This window comes from Stomatohabitans albus (assembly GCF_036336025.1).
Lineage (GTDB): Bacteria > Actinomycetota > Nitriliruptoria > Euzebyales > Euzebyaceae > Stomatohabitans > Stomatohabitans albus.
Window position 1 is genome coordinate 398,709 of record NZ_JAYKKE010000001.1, and the last position, 23,909, is coordinate 422,617.

At 54.5% G+C, this 23,909-nt stretch carries 25 protein-coding genes; 2 read left to right on the forward strand and 23 right to left on the reverse strand.

Annotated features, from left to right (window positions below):
* Positions 1 to 16: 16 nt before the first annotated feature.
* From rplE to VCU37_RS01795, 16 genes are all read right to left on the reverse strand, one after another.
* On the reverse strand, positions 17 to 631 hold the full coding sequence (gene rplE / locus VCU37_RS01720) for a 50S ribosomal protein L5 (RefSeq protein ID WP_336248902.1): 615 nt from the start codon (positions 629 to 631) through the stop codon (positions 17 to 19).
* Positions 631 to 939, reverse strand: a complete 309-nt coding sequence (gene rplX / locus VCU37_RS01725) for a 50S ribosomal protein L24 (protein WP_336248903.1) — start codon at positions 937 to 939, stop codon at positions 631 to 633. The genes rplE and rplX overlap by 1 nt, the downstream gene beginning before the upstream one ends.
* A gap of 2 nt (positions 940 to 941) precedes the next feature.
* Complete coding sequence (rplN, locus tag VCU37_RS01730) at positions 942 to 1,310, reverse strand: 50S ribosomal protein L14 (RefSeq protein WP_336248904.1); 369 nt, start codon at positions 1,308 to 1,310, stop codon at positions 942 to 944.
* Between the two features lie 14 nt (positions 1,311 to 1,324).
* Positions 1,325 to 1,603, reverse strand: coding sequence for a 30S ribosomal protein S17 (rpsQ, locus tag VCU37_RS01735; RefSeq protein ID WP_336248905.1), 279 nt, complete (start codon positions 1,601 to 1,603; stop codon positions 1,325 to 1,327).
* A complete protein-coding gene (gene rpmC / locus VCU37_RS01740) occupies positions 1,603 to 1,806 on the reverse strand; it encodes a 50S ribosomal protein L29 (protein WP_336248906.1) in 204 nt (67 codons plus the stop codon). The genes rpsQ and rpmC overlap by 1 nt, the downstream gene beginning before the upstream one ends.
* A 3-nt stretch (positions 1,807 to 1,809) precedes the next feature.
* Positions 1,810 to 2,223 (reverse strand): 50S ribosomal protein L16, encoded by a 414-nt coding sequence (gene rplP / locus VCU37_RS01745; protein WP_336248907.1) that lies wholly within the window; start codon positions 2,221 to 2,223, stop codon positions 1,810 to 1,812.
* Positions 2,224 to 2,225: 2 nt separating this feature from the next.
* Positions 2,226 to 3,095, reverse strand: a complete 870-nt coding sequence (gene rpsC, locus VCU37_RS01750; protein ID WP_336248908.1) for a 30S ribosomal protein S3 — start codon at positions 3,093 to 3,095, stop codon at positions 2,226 to 2,228.
* Between the two features lie 3 nt (positions 3,096 to 3,098).
* Positions 3,099 to 3,500: a 50S ribosomal protein L22 gene (rplV, locus tag VCU37_RS01755; RefSeq protein ID WP_336248909.1), complete on the reverse strand. Its 402-nt coding sequence runs from the start codon at positions 3,498 to 3,500 to the stop codon at positions 3,099 to 3,101.
* Entirely contained in the window at positions 3,500 to 3,787 is a 288-nt protein-coding gene (gene rpsS, locus VCU37_RS01760; RefSeq protein ID WP_336248910.1) for a 30S ribosomal protein S19, read from the reverse strand. Before rpsS ends, rplV begins: the two co-directional genes overlap by 1 nt.
* 21 nt (positions 3,788 to 3,808) lie before the next feature.
* On the reverse strand, positions 3,809 to 4,636 hold the full coding sequence (rplB, locus tag VCU37_RS01765) for a 50S ribosomal protein L2 (protein ID WP_336248911.1): 828 nt from the start codon (positions 4,634 to 4,636) through the stop codon (positions 3,809 to 3,811).
* Between the two features lie 3 nt (positions 4,637 to 4,639).
* Positions 4,640 to 4,933, reverse strand: a complete 294-nt coding sequence (gene rplW, locus VCU37_RS01770) for a 50S ribosomal protein L23 (RefSeq protein ID WP_336248912.1) — start codon at positions 4,931 to 4,933, stop codon at positions 4,640 to 4,642.
* Positions 4,933 to 5,586 carry a 50S ribosomal protein L4 gene (gene rplD / locus VCU37_RS01775; protein WP_336248913.1) on the reverse strand — a complete coding sequence of 218 codons (654 nt, stop codon included), beginning with the start codon at positions 5,584 to 5,586 and terminating at the stop codon, positions 4,933 to 4,935. The genes rplW and rplD overlap by 1 nt, the downstream gene beginning before the upstream one ends.
* Positions 5,586 to 6,233: a 50S ribosomal protein L3 gene (rplC, locus tag VCU37_RS01780; RefSeq protein ID WP_336248914.1), complete on the reverse strand. Its 648-nt coding sequence runs from the start codon at positions 6,231 to 6,233 to the stop codon at positions 5,586 to 5,588. The genes rplD and rplC overlap by 1 nt, the downstream gene beginning before the upstream one ends.
* Positions 6,234 to 6,351: 118 nt before the next feature.
* Positions 6,352 to 6,660 carry a 30S ribosomal protein S10 gene (rpsJ, locus tag VCU37_RS01785; RefSeq protein ID WP_336248915.1) on the reverse strand — a complete coding sequence of 103 codons (309 nt, stop codon included), beginning with the start codon at positions 6,658 to 6,660 and terminating at the stop codon, positions 6,352 to 6,354.
* A 371-nt stretch (positions 6,661 to 7,031) separates the two neighbouring features.
* On the reverse strand, positions 7,032 to 8,195 hold the full coding sequence (locus VCU37_RS01790; protein ID WP_336248916.1) for a cell wall-binding repeat-containing protein: 1,164 nt from the start codon (positions 8,193 to 8,195) through the stop codon (positions 7,032 to 7,034).
* 404 nt (positions 8,196 to 8,599) lie between these two features.
* The gene (locus VCU37_RS01795) at positions 8,600 to 9,910 is read right to left on the reverse strand and encodes a hypothetical protein (protein ID WP_336248917.1); all 1,311 of its coding nucleotides are present in this window, start codon (positions 9,908 to 9,910) and stop codon (positions 8,600 to 8,602) included.
* A 353-nt stretch (positions 9,911 to 10,263) separates the two neighbouring features.
* Here VCU37_RS01795 and VCU37_RS01800 point away from each other — a divergent pair, with 353 nt between their 5' ends.
* Both VCU37_RS01800 and VCU37_RS01805 read left to right on the forward strand, forming a co-directional pair.
* Positions 10,264 to 10,527 carry a hypothetical protein gene (locus VCU37_RS01800; RefSeq protein ID WP_336248918.1) on the forward strand — a complete coding sequence of 88 codons (264 nt, stop codon included), beginning with the start codon at positions 10,264 to 10,266 and terminating at the stop codon, positions 10,525 to 10,527.
* A gap of 321 nt (positions 10,528 to 10,848) precedes the next feature.
* Positions 10,849 to 12,099 (forward strand): erythromycin esterase family protein, encoded by a 1,251-nt coding sequence (locus VCU37_RS01805; protein WP_336248919.1) that lies wholly within the window; start codon positions 10,849 to 10,851, stop codon positions 12,097 to 12,099.
* A 229-nt stretch (positions 12,100 to 12,328) separates the two neighbouring features.
* On the opposite strand, the gene VCU37_RS01810 is transcribed toward VCU37_RS01805, so the two are convergent.
* The 7 genes from VCU37_RS01810 to VCU37_RS01840 all read right to left on the reverse strand — a co-directional run bounded on the left by VCU37_RS01810 (position 12,329) and on the right by VCU37_RS01840 (position 23,853).
* Positions 12,329 to 13,231, reverse strand: a complete 903-nt coding sequence (locus VCU37_RS01810) for an alpha/beta fold hydrolase (protein WP_336248920.1) — start codon at positions 13,229 to 13,231, stop codon at positions 12,329 to 12,331.
* 138 nt (positions 13,232 to 13,369) lie between these two features.
* The gene (gene tuf, locus VCU37_RS01815; RefSeq protein ID WP_336248921.1) at positions 13,370 to 14,554 is read right to left on the reverse strand and encodes an elongation factor Tu; all 1,185 of its coding nucleotides are present in this window, start codon (positions 14,552 to 14,554) and stop codon (positions 13,370 to 13,372) included.
* 66 nt (positions 14,555 to 14,620) lie between these two features.
* Positions 14,621 to 16,771: an elongation factor G gene (gene fusA / locus VCU37_RS01820; protein WP_336248922.1), complete on the reverse strand. Its 2,151-nt coding sequence runs from the start codon at positions 16,769 to 16,771 to the stop codon at positions 14,621 to 14,623.
* Between the two features lie 80 nt (positions 16,772 to 16,851).
* Positions 16,852 to 17,322: a 30S ribosomal protein S7 gene (rpsG, locus tag VCU37_RS01825; protein ID WP_336248923.1), complete on the reverse strand. Its 471-nt coding sequence runs from the start codon at positions 17,320 to 17,322 to the stop codon at positions 16,852 to 16,854.
* A gap of 2 nt (positions 17,323 to 17,324) precedes the next feature.
* Positions 17,325 to 17,696, reverse strand: a complete 372-nt coding sequence (gene rpsL / locus VCU37_RS01830; RefSeq protein ID WP_336248924.1) for a 30S ribosomal protein S12 — start codon at positions 17,694 to 17,696, stop codon at positions 17,325 to 17,327.
* A gap of 281 nt (positions 17,697 to 17,977) precedes the next feature.
* Complete coding sequence (locus VCU37_RS01835; protein WP_336248925.1) at positions 17,978 to 19,738, reverse strand: hypothetical protein; 1,761 nt, start codon at positions 19,736 to 19,738, stop codon at positions 17,978 to 17,980.
* An 89-nt stretch (positions 19,739 to 19,827) separates the two neighbouring features.
* Positions 19,828 to 23,853 (reverse strand): DNA-directed RNA polymerase subunit beta', encoded by a 4,026-nt coding sequence (locus VCU37_RS01840; RefSeq protein ID WP_336248926.1) that lies wholly within the window; start codon positions 23,851 to 23,853, stop codon positions 19,828 to 19,830.
* Positions 23,854 to 23,909: the final 56 nt, after the last annotated feature.

A 23,909-nucleotide genomic window follows, 5' to 3' on the forward strand; every position in this document is an offset into this window, starting at 1 on the left:
TGGCTGCGCAAGTCTACTATGCGTCGCTGAGTTCCTTCAGGCGCTGCATAGGTGCGGGGGCTGAGGTGCCCTCGGGACGCTTGAAGGGGAAGCCGAAGGCGTCCAATAACGCACGGCCTTCTTCATCGTTCGTTGCACTGGTGACAAAGGAAATGTCCATGCCACGTACGGCGTCAATCTTGTCAAAATCGATTTCTGGGAAAATCGTTTGGTCGCTGATACCCATCGTGTAGTTGCCTTTACCGTCAAACTTCGTGGGCAACCCACGGAAGTCACGGATACGAGGCAAGGCGAGGGTCAATAACCGGTCCAAGAAGTCCCACATACGGTCACCACGTAAGGTGACTCGTGCACCGACGGCCATGCCTTCACGCAACTTGAATGTCGCAATGGACTTACGGGCACGACGAATCTGTGGCTGCTGACCGGTGATCAAACGAAGATCGTTTAAGACCTTTTCGATGACCTTTGAGTCGCCAACACTTTCACCAACACCAACGTTCACCACAATCTTTTCAAGTTTTGGCAACAGCATCGGGTTTTTAATCCCTAACTGTTCAGCCAATTCCTTGCGAATCGTGTCGTTGTACAGACCCTTCAAACGGGGGCTGTAGCTCTTCGCTTCGCTCATTAGAACGCCTCCCCGCTCTTTTTAGCAATACGAACCTTTTTCCCATCACGGATTTCAAACCCAACGCGGGTTGGTTCGTCACTCTTGGGATCAACCGGCATAACCTTGCTCATGTGCAAGGGGCGTTCGACCTTTTCGATGCCACCTTGGGGGTTTTGCATCGTTGGGCGCTGGTGACGGGTGACAATATTGACCCCTTCAACCAACACTTTGTCTTCACGCGGCCAGACCCGCAGCACGGTACCGCGCTTGCCCTTGTCCTTGCCGGCCATGACCTGGACGGTGTCGTCCTTCTTAATACGCTGCATGGCTACAGCACCTCCGGAGCTAGGGAAACGATACGCATGAATTTGTGGTCACGAAGTTCGCGGCCCACCGGCCCGAAGATACGGGTTCCACGCGGGTTGTTGTTGTTATCGATGATCACGCAAGCGTTGTCATCAAAGCGGATGTAGCTGCCATCGGGGCGGCGGCGTTCCTTTGCGGTGCGAACAACGACGGCTTTCACCACGTCGCCCTTTTTCACGCCAGCTTGGGGGATGGCATGCTTGACGGTGGCGACGATCACGTCACCCACACCGGCATAGCGACGCCGGGACCCGCCAAGTACGCGGATGCACAGCACTTCGCGGGCGCCGGAGTTGTCGGCTACACGAAGTCGCGTCTCCTGTTGAATCATGGCTTAGTCTCCTATTACTTAGCGCGCTCGATAATCTCGGATACACGCCAGCGCTTCAGCTTACTGAGCGGGCGGGTTTCGACGATCCGAACGCGGTCGCCAATGTGCACGTCGTTGTTCTCGCTGTGGGCGTGATACTTCTTCGTGCGGATCACGGTCTTGGAGTAGCGCGGGTGCTTCACACGGCGTTCGACCAGCACGACTACGGTCTTGTCCATCTTGTCGGACACGACCACGCCGGAGCGGGTCTTACGGGCAGCGCGCTCGGTGGTTTCAGTTGCTTTGTCAGCCATTAGCTGTTCTCCTGGTGACGGGCGCGCTCGCGCTGAATGGTCATCACCCGAGCAATGGACTTGCGGGTGGCGTTTAACTCACGCACGTTAGCGAGCTGGCCGGTGGCGTGCTCAAAGCGCAGGTTAAACAAATCGGTTTTGAATTCGTTGAGCTTTTCGGCAAGTTCCTTATCACTCAACTCGCGAAGTTCTTCAGCCTTCATGGCTTACACCCCATCTCGCTTAACGAACTTCCAGGCCACCGGCAATTTGTTACCGGCGAGGCGAATTGCTTCACGTGCAACCGCCTCTTCAACACCACTGATTTCAAACATGATGCGGCCTGGCTTAACAACGGCTACCCAGCCCTCGGGGCTACCCTTACCGCTACCCATGCGGGCTTCTGCGGGGTGACGGGTGAATGCCTTGTGGGGGAAGATTTGAATCCATACACGTCCACCACGCTTCATATAGCGGGTCATTGCGATACGTGCGGCTTCAATCTGACGGTTGGTTACCCAACCAGCGCTGGTGGCCTGGATGGCGTAATCACCGAAGTTGATTTCGGTGCCACCCTTGGCCAAACCGCGGCGATGGCCACGGTGCGGCTTGCGGTATTTAACACGCTTTGGGGAAAGCATCCTTATTCCTCCTCAAGGGCTGCAGACCAGTCGTCAGCCGCAGGTGCAGCAGCTTCTGGGGTTGGAGCAGCTTCGGTGACAGGGGCTTCCGCGGCTTGCTTGGCGATTTGTTGGCTCACCAATTCGGCAGCAGCAGCCTGTGCGGCAGCTTGTGCGGCGGCGGCTTCGGCTTCGATACGTTCGCGCTCGCGGCGGGCACGGGCACGTTCTAAGCGCTCGGTGCGGTCTTCGCCTTCTGGCAACACCTCACCGTGGTAAATCCAAACCTTGACGCCAATGCGGCCGTAGGTCGTGCGGGCTTCATCAAAGCCATAGTCGATATCTGCACGCAGAGTCTGCAAGGGCACTTGACCTTCGCGGTACCACTCGATACGGCTCATTTCTGCGCCACCGAGACGACCAGCGCACTGGATACGGACACCCTTGGCGCCACCTTTAAGGGCGTTCTGGGTTGCACGCTTCATAGCGCGGCGGAAGGACACGCGGCCCTTCAGCTGTTCGGCAACGCTGTGGGCCACAACCTGCGCGTCTAAATCAGCGTTCTTAATTTCGACAATATCGAGCTTGACTTGCTTGACGTGATCGCCGGTGCGCTTCATCAGTTCACCGCGGATGCGGTCTGCTTCGGTACCACGGCTACCGATCACGATGCCAGGGCGCGCCGCATGTACACGAACTAATAACCGGTCGCCGGTGCGTTCGATGTCGATACGGCTCACACCTGCGCGACGAACATCCTCACGGATGAACTCACGGATGGCATGATCCTCAGCAACAAACTTGGCGTAATCGCTTCCCTTGGCGAACCACTTGGATTTGTGGTCCTTAATGACGCCCAGGCGGAAGCCGTACGGGTGAATTTTTTGTCCCATGACTTACTTCTCCTTCGGGCGCAGGTCGGCGGGCAGCCCAACGGTGATCTTGATATGGCTCGTGCGTTTGCGAATGCGATAGGCACGACCCATCGCGCGCGGCTGGATGCGCTTCAAAGTGGGGCCTTCGTCTACCTCAGCCAAAATGACGATTAAATCCTCTGGATTCAAATCGTGGTTGTTCTCAGCATTTGCAACGGCAGAGTTCAGGCACTTCAGGATTGGCTCTGCCGCACCCTTTGGGCTGAAGCTCAGTTCAAGTGCAGCCAAACCAACCGGCTTGCCACGCAAGGTGCGGGCAACTTGGCGGGCCTTAAAGGGGCTCACACGAATGTTCTTGGCGTGGGCATAGGCCTCATGGGGACTACGTTGGCGTTCGCTACGCGGTTTGGTATCGGGACGCATTACTTCTTCCCCTTCGTGGCTTGCTTTTCACCAGCACCGCGCCACTTGATCGCGCGAGTAGGTGCAAATTCACCCAGCTTGTGACCAACCATTGATTCATTCACAAACACCGGCACATGCTGGCGTCCGTCGTGAACGGCAAAGGTATGGCCCACCATGTCGGGGCTGATTTCGGAACGGCGAGACCAGGTCTTGATCACGCGCTTTTGATTATTGGCGTTCATCTCATCCACCTTCTTAGCGAGGTGGTGGTCGACGAACGGACCCTTGCGAAGACTGCGAGGCATCTTTCAGTTCTCCTTACGACCCTAGCGACGACGCTTACCGCGACGACGGATGATCATCTTGTCGGATGCCTGAGGCTTGCGGGTGCGACCCTCGGGCTTGCCCTTATGGTTTGTGGGGTGGCGACCACCAGAGGTACGGCCTTCACCACCACCGTGGGGGTGGTCAACCGGGTTCATAACCACACCACGAACGGTGGGGCGGAACCCGAGCCAGCGCTTACGGCCAGCCTTACCAATGCTGATCAATGCATGCTCGGCGTTACCAACACTGCCCACCGTGGCGCGGCAGGTGGCAAGGACGAGACGAATTTCGCCGGAAGGTAAACGCAACGCGGCGGTTTTACCTTCCTTGGCGAGAAGCTGAATCACGGTGCCAGCGGAACGACCAAGCTTGGCGCCACCACCGGGCCGCAATTCCACCGCATGGATTTCAGTACCCACGGGGATATTACGCAACGGTAAGGCGTTACCTGGCTTGATGTCAGCGGTTTCACCGCTTTCGACCATGTCACCCTGGTTTAACCCGCGTGGGGCCAGAATGTAGGCCTTGGCACCATCGACATAGTGCAACCGTGCAATGCGTGCACTGCGGTTGGGGTCGTATTCAATATGGGCGACCTTGGCAGGTACACCGTCTTTGGTACGACGGAAGTCGATAATGCGGTACTTCTTTTTGTGTCCACCACCGCGGTGACGGGTGGTGATACGGCCCTGATGGTTACGACCAGCACGTTCTTTCTGGCTGGTTGTCAGGCTCTTCAGTGGACGGTCAGTGGTGATTGTGTCAAAGTCAGAGACACTCATTCCACGCTGACCGGGTGTGGTCGGCTTTAAACGACGGATACCCATGGCTTACAGGCCTCCTGAGAAGATGTCGATGCTGTCACCTTCGACCAAGGTCACCATGGCGCGCTTTTCATCACGACGCTTACCCATGACGAGACCAAAACGCTTGGTCTTACCCTTGCGGTTCAGCGTGTTGACCTTGGCGACCCGGACACCCCAGATCTCTTCCACGGCCTGCTTAATTTCGGTCTTGTTCGCACTTGGGTGAACAATGAAGGTGTAACGGTTGGCTTCATCCATCTGGCCGTAAGACTTTTCGCTCACGACAGGGCGGATGATCACGTCTTGCTTGAAGCGCATTAGGCAGCCTCCTCCGTGGTCAGGGCCGGTGCGGGAGAACCAACCAATTCAAGGGAAGCCTGGTCAAAGAGCACCACGTCGGAGATCAACACGTCACGGGTGTTGAGCTGACCAACGGTTAAGACGTGCACGTTTTCCAGGTTCGAGAAACTCTTTTCAACATTGAGGTTGCGCTCGGCGATAACGACCAACACAACCTTGTCGCTCAGACCGACTGAGTCCAACAGGGCGATGGCGTCCTTGGTCTTGGGTGCATCAAAAGCCAACTTGTCGAGCACAACAATGTTGTTTTCACTGGCACGGTCACTGAGTGCCGAACGCAAGGCCAGCGCCTTCACCTTCTTGTTCACTCGCTGTTTCCAGTTTTGGTTTCCCGTGGGGCCAAATACGGTTCCACCGCCACGCCACTGGGGAGAGCGGATCGAACCTTGGCGAGCACGGCCGGTGCCCTTCTGGCGCCACGGTTTCTTACCACCACCAGAAACCTCACCGCGGGTCTTAGTCTTGGCGGTGCCGGCACGAGCGGCGGCTTCTTGAGCTACAACGACTTGGTGCATGACCGGCACGTTTGGCTCGATGCCAAAGATGGCCTCGTCAAGCTCAACGCTACCGGCCTTCTTGCCGTCTGCGGCTACTACATCAATGGTCGGCATTAGGCTTCGCCTCCTTGGGTCTTCTTGACCGCGTTGCGGATGGTGACCATGGCGCCGTTTGGACCAGGGACGGAACCCTTGATCAACAGCAAGTTGCGTTCGGTATCAACACCGGCCAGTTCAAGATTCAGGGTGGTCACGCGGCGGTTGCCCATGCGACCAGCCATGCGTGTGCCGGGGAATACGCGGGCGGGAGTTGCCGCTGCACCAACCGAACCGGGGGCACGGTGAACTTTGTGGGCACCGTGGCTGGCACGCTGACCAGCGAAGTTGTGGCGCTTCATGGTACCGGCAAAGCCTTTACCCTTGCTCACGCCGGTGACGTCTACGAATTCGCCGGTGGCGAACTGATCAACGGTGATCGTCTGGCCTGGCTCGAACTCACCGCTCATGCGAACTTCAACGAGGCGACGGGTGGGTTCCACACCAGCCTTTTTGAATTCACCAAGTTGCGGCTTGGCAACGCGCTTGGGCTTAATGGTGCCCCATCCCAATTGGACAGCGTCGTAGCCATCTTGTTCAACGGTACGAACTTGAACAACGGGGCAGGGCCCAGCGTTGACCACCGTTACGGGAACAACACGCCCGTCGGCGTCGAAGATCTGGGTCATACCCAGCTTGGTGCCGAGAATGGCTTTATTGGTCATTGAGGGTCTCCTCGGTACTCGCGGGCTCGACTCACGCGCTCGGGTGTTGCGCCTTCGTCTTTGGGGCTAATTCCGTTGGTTTCCCGCTGGTTTTAGCCCCGCTCCACCCGCATCTGGGTTACAGCTTGATCTCGATGTCTACACCGGCTGGCAGATCAAGACGCATCAAACTATCTACCGTTTTCTGCGTGGGATTGTGGATATCGATCAGGCGCTTATGAGTGCGCTGTTCGAAGTGTTCACGGCTGTCCTTGTACTTGTGCGGTGAACGAATCACACAGATCACGTTCTTTTCGGTCGGCAATGGCACTGGGCCGGTGATCCGGGCGCCGGTGCGTTCGACGGTGTCCACGATCTTGCGGGCACTCTGGTCAATGACGTGGTGGTCATACGCCTTCAGGCGAATGCGGATCTTTTGCTCAGCCATACGTTCCTCTGATTTGCTTTACCGGTGGAGTTGTCAAGGTCGACTTGGCCGTGTTTAGGCACACGCAAACGCGCGCCAATTCAGGCCGGACTGACTAGTTTGCCACGATTGAAAGTCAGCGCAGCCATTTGTTCAAGAAAATTGGACTCCTACCCACGCCAGTCCCTATTGCACGGAGAACACCAACCGCCGACTGTCGCAGACACCACGTTGGAGCTAGTGCTTTTCTCCCCCCGTCACCGTTCATCACCGCGAAAAGACGTGATTAGTTCGGTTGCGGTGATGAGTGACAGAACAGCACGACTGGGAATGCGCACAACCCATTCCCAGCACCTGTGCCATATACCTCCATACATGGAGGCGAGATGAGATTAGTCCTTCATAACGCGATTAATCTGTCCAGCAATCTGCTCACCAATCGCTTCTTCACCACCGATGAGGTAGAAGTTGCGATCCTTTTTGCCTAACTGTTTGATTACGCCGAGATACCGATGCACAAACTTCGGTTCAATCGGCAAGATTGGTGCATCAAGCTGAGCCGCAAGCTGGGTGGCCGCAATACCGTCAACGGGTTTATCACTGGCAACCATCACGATATTTGTCGCCTCATTGAAATGCTTAACCAGCATGTTCTCAACCACGGTTTGTTGACCAGAAGCTGGCGGTTCAAAATCGGTTGATCCGACACAGTTGCTATTTGGATAGCAAACCACCGTAGGCACCGCTTCGGGGTTATTGGAACGAATCACCTCAAAGGATGTCTTGGGTAAGGAGAAGTCAAACGCATCGCCTAAGACAATGGCTTGGCGTGTCTTTCTCTGCAGAAAATAATCCTTCACCGAGGTTTGGAGGGGAACCTGGTTAAAAGCAATCAGGTGATTGGCGTCGCTATGTGTGGCTAACGATGCACCAAAGACCCCGAGTGCAAAATCATCTGCCGGGGTGACAACCGCTAATCCGCTTTGGCCACGACCGCGCGTCTGGTTTGCAATGGCAACGGAGGTGCTTTGACGGTCAGGGCCAGCGAGGCGAGCCGGCTGCAATCCCATCCCGGTAAGCTCATCCACGACACTGGCATTGATCGCCTTTTCGCCACCGATGACGATGACACGTGCCTTTGTGGCGGCTAATCGTGTGAGTTCATCTTTTACTTCTTTGGTGAGCACCGCGGCTGGTGTTAATAAGAGTGGCATAGCTTGCTTGGTTTTGAAGAAGTTTGCCGCAGTAATCGCATCAGGGAACTGTTCACCAGAGGCCAAAATAACGTCTTTCGCCTCATGGTCTTTGTAAAGGTGTTTGGTAATCGCAATGGCGGTGCCATAGCGATCATTCCCCGAAAGGCGTTTGATATCAATTGTTACCGAACCGGCTTGACCACCCGGCGTTTCGGTTGGGTTTGATGGTGTTGCCGAGGGGGCTGAGCTACTTGGGTCCACCGGCACGGTCGTATTGCCTTCCCCAATGCTCGGTGAGCCAGAGAACAAGAGGCCCAAGAGAACCGCACCTGAGCACAGCACACGTACAGAATGTTTCATTTCGTATGAATCCTTCTACTAGCCATAATTTTTAGTTATTCAGTTTGATAGCGCTGATATTCAGCCATACATGGAGGCATGACATCCGTTTTATGCCCGCCATCTATCAGCCATCAGTGCATATCCGTAGCATCGTTGGCTACAACCTGACCAGGTAGCACCCGTAATACTGGGGCAGTTCTAACAACATGAACCGGATTGGTCAAACTGATACCACGTGTTTTGGCCATTCCAAACAATAACTATCAAGAACTGTGCATGTCTTAGTTGTACATAAACATAGGCCCACGATGCTATGCAGCGTAGTTGATACACCTCTTCACCAACCAGGAAAGGCCACTTGAGGGGCCGGGTGTGAGGAGCTTCGCTGCTCTGGCCGAGGCGGAGCGGAGCGTCAGGTCAACTTAGTAGTTGATAATCCAAATCACCGTGCAGGCTGTACAGATACCCGCCCAGCTAATACGCCCTGGCTTGTGCTGATCAAACAGGGCAGCACACCCAAGCACCGCCGCCGGGAATAGGGATAGACCATAACGTTCAGGTGAGGGAATGAACCCATGGGCGGCAAACGATGATGCCAACACCAACGCCGGCCCACCGATAATGGCTGTGGTCAGGGTTGCAAAGGCGAGACGCTGAAAACGCGGAGACTTGGTGAGTGACACGGCCGAACCCACCGTGCCAAGCGCCACCACAATGAGCATCCATTGGGTGGTCAGATAGAGCCATGGTTGTTGAAGCAGCTCCGGCGCACCGGTGGCTGACCCTATGCCAGGGATATACCGCAGGCTTTCTGCCGCTAAGAACCCGTAGGAAAACCCTTGCACAACATGTTGGTCGGGGAAGGGCCCAACGGCGTGTTGTGCTCGATAGATAAACCAAAACGCCTGGGTTGAGAGGGCCAACGCGGCCCCACCGGCCAATGCCATGACATCCTTACGCAACGGGGCAATATTCCCCTCAAACCGGGCAAACAGAATCCAAAACCCCGCAACCACAACGGCATAGAAATTCTGGAGCTTGATTGCGGTAAAAAATGCTGAGGTCAAGGTAAACGCGATGGCTGGTGGGATGATTGAACGCGATGCTGTTTCCCGGTGTATCCACCACGTCCCAACCCCCAACATGGCAACCCCGGCCAACATGGCTGTTGCGTCTGGAGTTACAAACCCATTTGCCCAACGCACTGGTGTGGCCCCGGCAATCGCCATCGCCGCACCCAAGCTGGCCCACGGACTGAGGTTGAGCATACGGCCCACACCCCACATGCCCATCGCCGCAAGCGCAAGCCATATCGCACCGGTATAGCGCATAGCAAGGAGCTCATTGGCTGCGCCCAATCCCAACAGCAGTTGCATCCCAGCCCAGGTAATCGTCGGGTACACCGGGGTATACAGGTCAGCGCTCGTAATACCGTTTTGTGGGAAAATACTGAGGTCGTGCACATCACCAGTCGCACAGGCATTGGCGAGGGCCTCAGTTTGTGCCCATGTATGACATGCCTGAATCTTTAGTGCCGCATCACTTAATTGTTCACCTTGGTGCACCACAAGTTGGCTTGGCACCTTAAGGACATAGTCGACATAGACGCTCTCATCAAGCGGGCTGAGAACTTGACCAACCTTGACATATAAGAAAATCCTCACCAGGGCTAACAACCCAATGAGGCCTAAAATGCTCCCCTCTACCACTCTCAGTTGCGTCTGTTCAGTCATGACGCCACGAGTCTAAAACATGTCAAACATTTTTGGGAAGCCGACCATTTTTGCCTGCTCAAACCCAAAACAATGAGCACACTACCCCAGTGATTTGCGTTTGTGATCCTTACAACATGACCGTTCGGAGTACGCTACAACACCAACCTGCCGTTCGCATCAATCCGCTCTCTCTATCGTTCTCACGGGGTACCCGTTCTAGAACTCAATCACGGTTACTGGGCTGTAAACCAACATTGTTGTCGTTACATTGACGCCTCGATTAGTCATGATCCAAGACTTTAAGGCTTAAGGAATACCCATCAACTGCCGTATTTCCATTGAATCAATTCCCCCTTGGTTCAGGAGCCGTTATGTCCAGTTTGCTTTCTTCAGTACCCCAGCCGCCTCATTCCCAAGAGGCATCTAGTGCTGTGCCAATGGTTGGATTGACCCTTGTCCATAATCGTGATGAGGCAAACCAGGGGCTAACCCTGCCGACACCACCACTGGCCTATCAACAACTAGCGGATTCAGATACGAGCGATGTACAGGCCTACAGTGCCAACAGCCGTTCCATGCGATCGCTTACTCATGATCCGTTGCCCACTCCTCCGGCTCGTTTTGTACGTGCCTAGGCCCAAATACTTGGTGGTACTAGGAATCACTGTCGGTACTTAACCTTGTCATGCCGTGAGTCATTGCCATTGACTCCTTTATAAGGAAGTACGAGTCGTCAAGGCAGTGCTATCTCCCCTTCGACGTATTTGGGTCAACCGACTTAGTAGCAGAGCGCAACCCTATGAGATCACCCTATCAAGGACAGGGTAATTAACTTTGGTTAGTACGAGTATTTTCCGGCATTACGTTGGGTAGAACCCCTAAACAATCAGTCTTTTTACGGTGCTATCTTGACCAACACATTCGTCGTACTTCTATTTCGAAAGGTGTCGGTTTAAATGACAAAGAAATGGCTTATCGCCATTGTTTCAGTTCTGGTTATTGGGGTTGTGCTTTTCTTCATCATCGGTCAGCCAAACATTCCAGATGCTGATCTTTCGAAAACCGCACCTGATTTAAACGAACTGTCTGTTCCTGACCAAGTGAAGCTTGTTGGTGTTGGTGAAGGCTCTCACGGGTCAAAGGAATACCAGGAACTCAAGGGCGAGGTTTTCAAGAAACTCGTAGAACAGGGCAAGGCCCGTACCTTCGCAATTGAAGGCGACTTTGGGGGCGCACTCACGGTGAATGACTACATCCACGGTGGCGAGGGTAACCCAGAGGACGTTGCCACCGCGATCGGTTTTGGCATCTACCGCACTCAGGAAATCAAAGCCATCATCGAGTGGATGCGCGAGTATAACCAGACCGCCCCTGAAGGTAAGGACCTGCGATTCATGGGCTTTGACTTCCAGCGGGTAGATGAGTCAAAGAAGCACATCTTCAATACCCTTGAACAGGGTGCCCCCGAACTGGTTGCCAAATACAAGCCAACCTTGGACATCATGAATGATGACAACCGGCTTGATGTCGCCAAGGATGACTTGAATACCATCAAAACTGCGGCCCAGAATGTGATGGCAGATATGGACGCCCAGAAGGACGCGATCGTTGCTGCCACTGATGAAGATACGTTCATCTACACTCGCGAGGCGGCTCACTCAATCGCCCAGTACATGGACGCCCTGATAGTGCCCGAAGCGGAGTACAACGCCACCCGTGACCCGCTAATGCGCGACAAGGTGAAATGGTTGATGGACCGAGAGGGCGACAAGATCCTCTACATCAACGCCCACAATGGCCATATCCAAAAGGTGGCGACCTCAGGGTATGAGCCTCTCGGTAAGCTCTTGGCCAATGATCTCGGCGATAAGTACTGGACCATCGGTGTGGACGCCCTCAAGACCGGCTTCAACTCCCAAACGGACACTGGGTACGAACAGCTTTCGGTCTCCTATGAAAGCGCCTTCACAAAGCAGATCAAAGGCAAGGACCAAAACCGCTACTACGTGGAATTTGCCAAGGTGGCCGATGATCCCCAGTGGAAGGAGATTATTAGCAACAATCAAGTCATGACCGCGGTCAACGTCTCCCTTGTCGGCTGGCAAACCCACTTACCGCCGTTCTACGCGATATCCCTGGTTCCTGACGAAGCTTTTGATGCCATGGTTATCTACAAAGAAGTCGTACCCACCACCCGCTTTGAGTAACGCGTCTGTTCCTCTCCCCTATGGCCTGTGACAAATTGTCACGGGCCATACTGTTGCCACTATTATGATTCACTCTGATGTGGGTCATGCCAGCGACCCTTTCGGTGGCAGTAGCTAATCAGGTCTCATCAGCAAGGCATCGCAGACATGGTGGTGTGCTAACGACATTCAAAGGAAATGCCCCATATAACGAGACACCCGAGACCACAAGTCATTATGACTACAAGGACTACACGTTGTTTCTTTCAATCCATCTCTGAATGGTTTGTTTAATTGCGGGTGCATTTCCTTGTTGCATATGCCCTCCTGTCAAAAAGAATCTTGTCGTGAGATTGGCATAGCGATGCATTGATTGTTGTGTTCGAGTGAAGGGTGCAATCTTGTCATCCATTGCATGAATGAGAAGAACTGGGATTTCGAGTTGTTCTACGGGGTACGCATCGAAGTGACGTCCCATATCAGGATTGGTGACGTAGGTGTCTACTGCGATACCACGCCGCCGAGGAGTAATCGGCAGCATTGTTTCTATCGTCGCTGACGGTAGACCAGACACCATTGGAAAGATTGGTGCAAGTAACCACCAGAACCAATCGTGGTTTACCAGCGAAGGAACACCACTCATGGCAGGTTCATGCTTCGGGGCTTTGGGCCGAACCGGCGCACTTGACCATAAAATCAGCCCTTTCACCCGTTCAGGAAACGCAAGGGCAGTACAAATAGCTGCCGTACCTCCCGCAGAGAAGCCTGCGATATACGCCTGTTCAATCCCAAGATGATCAAGAAGGTCAACGAATACACCTGCTTGTTCTCGAGGGGTGCCTTGACCTTTAACCGCACTCCCTGGGTAGCCAAAACGCGACGGGCTGATTATTCGGCAGTTATCAGGGAAATGCTCACGCCCTGCGTCAGTGCCTTGATCAAATCCACCGAATAGTCCGTGGCTCACTAAGACAGGGGTACCTACCCCTTCATCGGTATAGGCGATATCACCATGATCTGCCTTATAGACGGTTGGTTGATAAGCAGCTAACCGTTGCCTTGCCCGCCGTTGGGCATTCGGTAATTGCGAAAGCCGGTAACTCACGGCCAAGCAGATAGCACCTGGGATGAGGACACGAAGGTTGTGGTTCATGAGGATTTACCTGTCTTCCTTCACGGTTACCGTCATCATAGCGATAGCCATTATGGGGATGGATACCGTCCTGATAAAGCCAACAAAAAGCCGACCCATAAGGGTCGGCTTTTGAGTTCAGCGCGTAGGCGCGTATGACTATTCGATCACCTTGGTGACCTGGCCAGCGCCTACGGTGCGGCCACCTTCACGGATAGCGAAGCGAAGGCCCTGTTCCATAGCGATGGGGGCGATCAATTCAACCGTCATTTCGGTGTTGTCACCAGGCATAACCATTTCGGTACCGGCGGGAAGTTCGACAGCACCGGTCACGTCGGTGGTACGGAAGTAGAACTGTGGACGGTAGTTGTTGAAGAACGGGGTGTGACGGCCACCTTCGTCCTTGTTCAGGATGTAGACCTGACCTTCGAACTTGGTGTGTGGCTTAATCGTGCCAGGAGCGGCGAGCACCTGACCACGTTCGACCTCTTCCTTCTTGGTACCACGAAGCAGCACACCGACGTTGTCACCAGCGCGACCTTCGTCAAGCAGCTTGCGGAACATTTCCACACCGGTAACGGTGGTCTTCTGGATTGGACGGATACCAACGATTTCTACTTCGTCGCCAGTCTTGACAACGCCGCCTTCAATACGACCGGTTACCACGGTGCCGCGACCGGTAATGGAGAACACATCTTCGATCGGCATAATGAACGGCTTGTCCAGTTCACGAACCGGGTCTTCAAAGTATTCGTCAACTGCATCCATCAGTTCGACGACCTTTTCTTCCCATTCGGCATCGCCTTCAAGGGCCTTCAAACCAGAGACGCGGACAACTGGCACGTTGTCGCCATCAAATTCCTGATCGGACAGCAGTTCACGTACTTCCATTTCGACGAGTTCAAGCAGTTCCTCGTCGTCGACCATGTCGCACTTGTTCAGGGCGATAACCAACTTGGGCACGCCTACCTGGCGGGCAAGCAGCACGTGTTCACGCGTCTGGGGCATGGGGCCGTCGGTGGCGGCAACCACGAGGATGGCACCGTCCATCTGTGCTGCACCGGTAATCATGTTCTTCACGTAGTCAGCGTGGCCAGGGGCGTCCACGTGGGCATAGTGACGCTTCTCGGTTTCGTATTCAACGTGAGAGACGTTAATCGTAATACCGCGTTCGCGTTCTTCGGGAGCGTTGTCGATCTGGTCGAACGCCTTGGCGTCCCCACCGAACTTCTTTGCCAACACATTCGTGATAGCAGCGGTGAGGGTGGTCTTACCATGGTCGACGTGACCGATGGTGCCGATGTTCATGTGCGGCTTATTGCGCTCGAAAGTTTCCTTGGCCATTTGATTTCTCCTGTAAAGGGTGATTTGTAGCCGGCGTACCGGCCGAGAACGTATGTATCAGGCAGCTTACTCGCCGCGCACCTTGGCGACGATCTCTTCTGCGAGGTTGGTCGGTACTTCAGCGTAACCGGAGAAGGTCATGGTGTATTGGGCACGACCCTGGGTCTTGGAACGTAGATCGTTCACGTACCCAAACATTTCACTTAAGGGCACCACAGCGGTAACCACTTGAGCACCTGCGCGAGCCGTCATCGAACCAATCTGGCCACGACGGCTGTTCAGGTCGCCGATCACATCACCCATGTATTCCTCAGGGGTGACAACTTCGACGTCCATCATGGGCTCTAAGAGCACGCTCTTGCCCTTAGCCGCGGCCTCTTTGAATGCCATAGAACCAGCAATCTTGAAGGCCATTTCAGAGGAGTCCACATCGTGGTAGCTACCGTCACTCAGCACGGCACGGACGTCCACTACGGGGTAGCCAGCCTTAATACCGCCCTGCATTGCGTCACGGATACCGTGATCAACGCTTGGGATGTATTCACGGGGGACTGCGCCACCCTTGACTTCATCATCAAAGCGGTACCCACCGACCTCACCGGTCTCCTTGCCGTTTTCGTCAAGAACCTTGATCTGGTCTTCTTCAGGGGCGAAACGCCCGGTTGGGTACAAGCTGATAACAACTTCAGCGAACTGGCCACTACCACCGGTCTGGCGCTTAAAGCGCAGGAGATGGTTAAGAACCGGCTGGCTGATCGTCTCACGGTAAGCAACCTGGGGCTTACCAACATTTGCTTCCACCTTGAATTCACGCATCAACCGGTCAACGATGATGTCGAGGTGAAGTTCACCCATACCACCGATGATCGTCTGACCGGATTCTTCATCCGTATGGACGGTGAAGGTGGGGTCTTCTTCGGCCAGCTTCTGCAATCCTTCGGACATCTTTTGCTGGTCACCCTTGGTCTTTGGTTCCACGGCAATGTGAATTACCGGATCCGGGAAGTCCATGTTTTCAAGGATGATCGGATTCTGTGGGTCACACAACGTGTCACCGGTTGTGGTGACTTTCAGACCAACCGCAGCAGCAATATCACCGGTGAAGGCGGTGTCACGATCTTCACGGTGGTTGGCGTGCATCTGAAGGATACGGCCAAAGCGTTCCTTCTTCCCCTTGGTGGAGTTTTCTGCACTATCACCCTGGTTGATCTGACCCGAGTACACGCGGAAGTAGGTGAGCTTACCCACATATGGGTCAACGGCGATCTTGAATGCAAGCGCGGAGAAGGGGCTGTCTTCGCTGACCTCGCGATGCTCTTCTTCGCCCGTCTTCGGATTGATACCGTCAATAGCGGGTACGTCCTTGGGGCTGGGCAGGTAGGCAACCACGCCGTCAAGCATGGCCTGTACACCCTTGTTCTTAAAGGCAGAACCACAGAACACCGGCGTAATTTCCATCGCGATGGTGGCCTTACGAATCGCCGCATTCAGCGTTTCGGCATCAAGGTCACCTTCTTCCAAGAAGCGATCAAGCAGCTCTTCGTCGGTTTCTGCGACACTTTCAACCAGCTTCGCACGCCATTCTTCAGCTAATTCTTTGACATCATCAGGAATATCAATCGTGTTGAACGTTTGGCCCTGATCATCATTGGAGTCCCAAACCCGAGCCTTCATGTCGATCAGATCAACAAAACCAACAAAGGAAGATTCTTGGCCGATTGGAACCTGTACAGGAACGGGGTTAGCACCGAGGCGATCAACCATCGTTTGGGTGGCCATGAAGAAATCGGCACCCAGTTTGTCCATCTTGTTCATGAACGCGATACGGGGCACCCGATATTTATCAGCTTGGCGCCATACCGTTTCAGACTGTGGTTCTACGCCGCTTGCAGCATCGAATACCGCAACGGCACCGTCAAGGACACGCAGGGAACGTTCCACCTCAACGGTGAAGTCCACGTGGCCCGGGGTGTCGATGATGTTAATGACGTGATCTTTCCAAGAGCAGGTCGTTGCGGCAGACGTAATGGTGATACCGCGTTCCTGTTCTTGCTCCATCCAGTCCATCGTGGAGGCACCGTCGTGGGTTTCACCAATCTTGTGGTTACGGCCCGTGTAGTACAACACGCGTTCGGTGGTAGTGGTCTTACCGGCGTCAATGTGCGCCATGATGCCAATATTTCGGACAACGCCGAGGGGATGAGTTCGCTTAGCCATCAAATGTTCCTGTAAATCGTGGGGAGGCCTTAATCACGCAAGCGCCTGGCCGCACGCGGGCCAGACGCGGAGTAAATCTATTACCAGCGGTAGTGAGCGAAGGCGCGGTTGGCCTCAGCCATCTTGTGGGTGTCTTCACGGCGTTTAACCGCGGCCCCTACATTGTTGCTGGCATCCAAAATCTCATTGGTGAGGCGCTCTGCCATGGAGTGCTCACGGCGCTGACGGCTGAAGGTGACCAACCAACGCAAGGCAAGGGTGGTGGCACGCTCGGCCTTTACTTCGAGGGGTACCTGATAGGTGGCACCACCAACACGACGGCTCTTAACCTCAAGGGCGGGCTTGATATTCTCAAGTGCGCGTTCAAACACGGCCACAGGATCGGCGCCAGTCTTTTCGCCTACGTTATTCAAGGCGGAGTACACAATGTTCTCGGCAACTGAACGTTTACCATCCAACATCACACGGTTGATCAACAGCGTGATCAACTTGGAATTAAACTTCGGGTCGGTAACGACCGGACGTTTTGGGGCGGGTCCCTTACGAGCCATGCTTAGCCTTCCTTCTTCGCACCGTACTTGGAACGGGCTTGTTTGCGGTCACGTACGGCGCTGGCGTCTAGAGCGGCACGAATCACCTTGTACCGCACACCGGGGAGGTCACGAACACGACCACCACGTACAAGCACGATGGAGTGCTCTTGGAGGTTGTGCCCTTCACCGGGGATATAGGCGGTTACTTCGATCCCACTTGAAAGACGCACACGGCACACCTTGCGAAGTGCCGAGTTCGGCTTCTTCGGGGTGGTGGTGTACACACGGGTACATACCCCGCGGCGCTGGGGTGAACCCTTCAAAGCGGGGGTCTTCCCCTTCGCAGTCTTGGTTTGCCGACCCTTACGGACCAGCTGCTGGATCGTTGGCATTGGTGTCCTCTTATCAATGGCCCTTCGAGTTACTCATGTTCTTCGTGAACAGTGCCGTAACACGGGTTCGGGCGTTTCGTAGATTTGCAGTGGCCTTACATGACCGGCGGTTCTTGTGGCATAACGTCACAAATCTGCCCCATGCGCTGGCGCGGACGCACAAGGGTACGTGATGCCGTTTCGTTTTTCAACCATTCGACACGCGTACCCAATAGTTTGTGTGAGGTATCTACCTTAGCGAGAAACCGTGGTCATGCTATGCGCATCCGCGAAGGACGTACTTAGGCAGCTACAAGCCCATGGCTCCCTGCTTTGGCGAGGGCTCGCTCCTGTCGAGCGCTGATCACCCAAAGCCCTATGGTGATGGGCAAGAGAAGGATAAAGACAGCGGCGCTAAAGCTAGGCCAGGCCCGATCCATGACCGGCCAAATCATCCAGTTCGCCACGTTCATAACCGCTAAGGAACCCAATAGTGCAAAACGCCATACTGATGCGATCTGTGGAACGAGGAGGAGCAGCACAACCCAGAGCACGGTGATGGTGAGCACAAATTGGACACTGAAAATGCGATTTGCCATCAACCACAGGGCAGGTGCAACCGTGGCACTGGTCCAAGCCATATGCGGTTTCCATGCTGCGATAAGTACAGGAAGTGTGATCGCAACCGCAACGAGGAGCATTGGCCAAGGACCTGCGTTGAGGTTTGGGCTATCAGACCAGGCATGGGAAGGCAGCCCAGCCAACCCGAGTGGATACAAAAACTGCCAGAGCAAACTCTCCCCCGTTACCCCACGACCGGCGTGGAATAAGTAGGCGTCAAGTAGCGCTTGACGGCCAAGAGGGTCAAGTATCCATGGGAAGTGCGGCGCAGCAAATCCAACGATTGAACCAAAGCACATCGTGAGGGCATAGCCCCACTTTTTGACCGCGATATACCCAAAGAACAGCACGATTGCCCCGATCCCTGGATACCACTTGGCTGCGGCAGCCAACCCAAATATCAGTGCACTGAGCACGACCTTCCAGGTGGCTTCTTCTTTATCGGGGCGAACAAGCAACAACGCCACAACAAGCAATGTGGTTGGTAGCGCATCAAACCGGATCACAAGCCACATGGCACTCCACGGCAATAACCCGATATAAGCAACCAGCCAGCCATAGCGAGACCGCCCCAAAAGGAGCCACATCACGAATGCTGGAATAGCCATCACCGTGGCGGTAGCAAGTGAAGGAAATAGCCCAACCTTATTGATGAGTACGGCAATCAACCCAAATGTCCACACCGCAAGCGGTGGATATTCAGGAGCTGGATTAATCGGTATCAGGCCCGTATTGAGTAGCTTTTCTCCGTACTCTTGGTACAAGAACACATCTCCCAGCCCTGGTCCACCCAACCAAGCGTTGATCAGTGGAGTGACCAGGGTGGTCACCAGTATCGCGCCGGCAAGCAGCCAAGGTGTTGGGCCCCAACGGTCGTGAGCTCGCCCCACCCACAAGGCACACGGGATCATCAGAACCGCATGGATTACCAGTGGTAGTGGCAACTGCACTAACCGCATATTCGCAATCATCGGCTCACCCCAAAAGAGAGCCTGGCCTAAGAGGGCGACGAGCACCATAAACCCAATTGGAATGGCTGGGTGAGAGCCCGTTCTAGGATAATCATTAGCTGGCGATGACGATGGCGAACTGTCCTGCGTGGTGTCGACGCCAACCCCCGATACTGTGTCTGCTGCCCGAACGGCTTCCACTGGTCCGGGTGCCTCACGGGTAGCGTCGTCAATAGGTTCCACAACGGGCGGGGCCAAACTAAACCCAGGGGTTGTTTCGTCATCCGTTCGAGCCGTATCATCTTGTTCCACCGACTTGGGTGACTCATCGATTGCGGCTGCCAACGTGGCGGCCACGGGGGTGTAGCCCACTTGGATGGTGCCGCCTTGGATAACCGCAGTGAGTCGACTGGGTTCGGTCTCTAGCTGCTTCTTAGGATCAGTATCTGGTGTGAGATCAGATGCTGTTTTGCGATATACCCCATCAGTCATGCGCGTCAGTCTATGCCTAACAACGAAAGACGGACCCTAATAAGGTCCGCCTTTCGTGAATCAGTTGTACCTATTTGGAAGAAACGGGTCTATCCCCACACCTCAGATGCGCCCCAATCATCAAGGTTCCCAAAGGGATCCAAGGCAGCAGGGTCAATAATCTGTGATGGTGCTTCAGTGGGCACGGCATCAATTTCACGGTACCGACGCAGACCAGTACCGGCTGGAATCAACTTACCGATAATGACGTTTTCCTTCAGGCCGTTTAACTTGTCGCTCTTGCCTTCAATGGCCGCTTCGGTCAGCACTCGGGTGGTTTCTTGGAAGGAGGCCGCAGACAACCATGAGTCAGTTGCCAACGACGCCTTCGTGATACCCATCAGTGCTTGACGACCATTCGCCGGACGCAACCCTGCGTCAAGGGCTTCACGATTAACCCGTGCAAAGCGTAACCGGTCAACCATTTCGCCAGGCAGCAGATCCGTCTCACCCGGTTCAATAATGGATACACGGCGCAGCATCTGACGCACGATCAATTCGATGTGCTTATCGTGAATATTCACACCCTGGCTGCGGTACACCTCTTGAACTTCGTTCACGAGCAGGCGCTGCGTTTCACGCGCACCCACCCATTCGAGCATCTCATGGGGATCAACGGAACCAACGGTCAGTTGATGACCGACACGCAGTTCCATGCCATCCTTCGTGCCCTCCGTCAGGCGGGCACGTGCAGGAACCACAATCTCAACAGGGTCATCATCACCCGATGGGGTGATCGTCAGCTTCATGTCACGCTCATCTTTTTCGATGGTCAGCGTGCCACTAAGCGGTGCAATTTCAGCCTTACCCTTCGGGCTACGGGCTTCGAACAATTCGACAACACGGGGTAAGCCGTGCGTGATGTCAGCGCCAGCCACACCACCGGAGTGGAAGGTACGCATCGTCAACTGGGTACCAGGTTCACCAATGGATTGGGCCGCAACAATACCAACCGCCTCACCAATTTGAACCATGCGGTTTTCAGCAAGGGCGCGACCGTAGCACTTGGCACATACCCCGACCTCACTTACACAGTTCAGCACGGAGAAACACTCAACAATACGATCGTTCTCACTAGGCTGGTGTGGCAAAAGTTCTTCAGTATCAGGGTGACGCCCATCAACAAGTGCCGCACGCATCGCACGGATTTCAACGTCAGCGATTTCGGTTCCCTTTGGTACGAGAATCTCATCGGTACCTGGGTAGTACACGTCTTTCGACAACACCCGACCAAACAGTGTTTGGGAATCGTGCTCACCAACGCTCATCTTGATCCCACGGTTCACCCCGCAGTCTTCTTCACGCACGATCAGATCTTGGGCAATATCGACGAGACGACGGGTCAAGTACCCTGAGTCAGCAGTACGCAATGCCGTGTCAGCCAAGCCTTTGCGGGCGCCGTGGGTAGACACGAAGTATTCAAGCACTGACAAGCCTTCACGGAAGTTTGACTTGATGGGGCGCTCAATCACTTCACCACGAGGGTCAGCCACCAGGCCGCGCATACCAGCAATCTGCACAAGCTGCCCAACCGAACCACGCGCACCAGAGTTCGCCATCATCCAGATGGGGTTCAACTGATGGAAGTTTTCACTCATCGCGGTCTGGACTTGGTCTTTCGTTTCAGTCCAAATATTGACAAGCTCATTCTTGCGTTCTTCAGCGGTGATCCGGCCTTTTTCAAAGCGGCGTTCAATGGCGTCAGCGGCTTCATCGGCTGCCGCAACCAAACCGTCCTTGACAGGGGGTGGGGTCACATCAGCAATAGAGACCGTAACCCCTGAACGGCTGGAGTAGGTAAAGCCGATATCTTTCATCTTGTCCAACACCACGGCCGTCGTTGCCATATCGAAGGTGTCAGAGCACTCATTCACCAAGCTGGCAAGGTTTTTCTTATCTTGCAGCTCGTTGGAATAGGGCATGTCCTCTGGGAAGATTTCGTTGAACAACAAGCGTCCCGTTGTGGTAAGCACGCGCAAGCCCTTTGAGGACGTGTCCTTCAATAGGCGCATGTGCTTTTGTTCGCCAACAACCAACGTCTCAAGCTCTTCTTCGCTATAGCGATCATCGATGTCGTCGATCAGTGCATCTTCACGAACAACCTTGTTCGTCATGCGCACCACACACCAGTCTTGAAGATGCACGCGACCAGCATCTGCGGCGTTAATCGCTTCATCGATGCCACGGAAGATTGGAATATCGCTCGTCCCTTCCTTAATGGAGACCAGCACATCCTGGGTTGGCCGTTCACCTCGGGGAGTGTCCGATTCGGCATAGGTCAGGTAGTACGACCCCAACACCATGTCCTGAGACGGGGTAGCAAGCGGGCGGCCATTGGCCGGGCTCAAGATGTTATTTGCCGACAGCATCAAAATACGCGCTTCTGCTTGTGCTTCGGCACTCAGAGGTACGTGAACGGCCATCTGGTCACCGTCGAAGTCTGCGTTAAATGCAGAACATACGAGCGGGTGAACCTGAATAGCTTTCCCTTCAACCAGTACGGGAATAAATGCCTGAATACCCAACCGGTGCAATGTAGGGGCACGGTTCAAGAACACAGGATGGTCAGCGATGACCTCTTCGAGCACATCCCACACGCCTGAACGCTGGCGCTCAACCATGCGCTTAGCACTCTTGATGTTCTGGGCAAAGTTCAAGTCAACCAGACGCTTCATCACGAATGGCTTAAATAACTCCAACGCCATCTTCTTGGGTAAGCCACATTCATGGATCTTGAGGTCAGGACCAACCACGATGACGGAACGACCGGAGTAGTCAACACGCTTACCCAACAGGTTTTGGCGGAAACGCCCCTGCTTGCCCTTCAAGTTGTCACTCAAGGACTTCAAGGCACGGTTACCGGCACCCGTAACAGGGCGGCCACGGCGACCGTTATCAAAGAGCGCGTCAACGGCTTCTTGCAGCATACGCTTTTCGTTGTTGACGATGATCTCGGGGGCACCAAGATCAAGCAGACGCTTCAACCGGTTATTGCGGTTGATAACGCGTCGGTACAAGTCGTTCAGGTCACTCGTCGCAAAGCGCCCACCATCCAGTTGCACCATCGGGCGCAAGTCTGGGGGAATAACGGGCACGGCCTTTAAGACCATGGCACGTGGGTCGTTACCCGTTGCACGGAAAGCTTCAACGACCTTCAACCGTTTCACGGCACGAGTAGCTTTTTGACTACGAGTCTTGCGCTTGCCGTTCTTGATCTTTTCAGCTTCTTCGGCCAATACCTGGCGCAGTTCGGCTGCTTCAGTTTCAAAGTCGATATTGCCCAGAAGGTCACGAACCGCTTCGGCACCCATACCGCCAGTGAAATACTCACCAAAGCGGAATTGCAGCTCACGATAGGTCATTTCATCCATGACCAGGTCTTTTGGCTTAATCGAACGGAACAGGTCAAGGCTGTCACGAATACGTTCGATTTGTTCTTGGCCCCGTTCTTCTAGCTTGGCCAACTTCTTATCAAAGTCTTTACGGGTACGGCGAAGTACGTCAGCCTTTGCATCGTCCTTTTCTTGGGCGGCGAGTTCGGCTTCCATCTCGGCTTGCATCGCCTGAACTTCAGCTTCCAGCTCTTGTTCCATCAGCTTGATGTCCGCGTTGACCTCAGCCTCCAAGTTCGGGAGGTTCTCGGTCCGGGCATCTTCATTCACGCTGGTGATCACATAGCTGGCAAAGTAGATGACCTTTTCCAGGTTCTTGGGGGCCATGTCAAGCAGGTAACCCAAGCGTGAGGGCACCCCTTTGAAATACCAAATATGGGTGACTGGTGCGGCTAATTCGATGTGGCCCATGCGTTCACGACGCACCTTGGAGCGTGTAATTTCCACCCCGCAACGTTCGCAGATAATGCCCTTAAAACGAACCCGCTTGTACTTACCACACTGGCATTCCCAGTCACGGGTTGGCCCAAAAATCTTCTCGTCGAAAAGGCCTTCCTTCTCAGGACGCAAGGTGCGGTAGTTAATCGTTTCAGGCTTACGGACTTCACCGTTAGACCAGGCGCGGATCTGATCCTCAGTCGCCAGGCTAATTCTCAATTCATCGAAGTTGTTGACATCGAGCATGTGGTTCCTCCTTTTAGGAACAACCCCCGTGCACGCGGGGGGCCAGGCAACCTGAC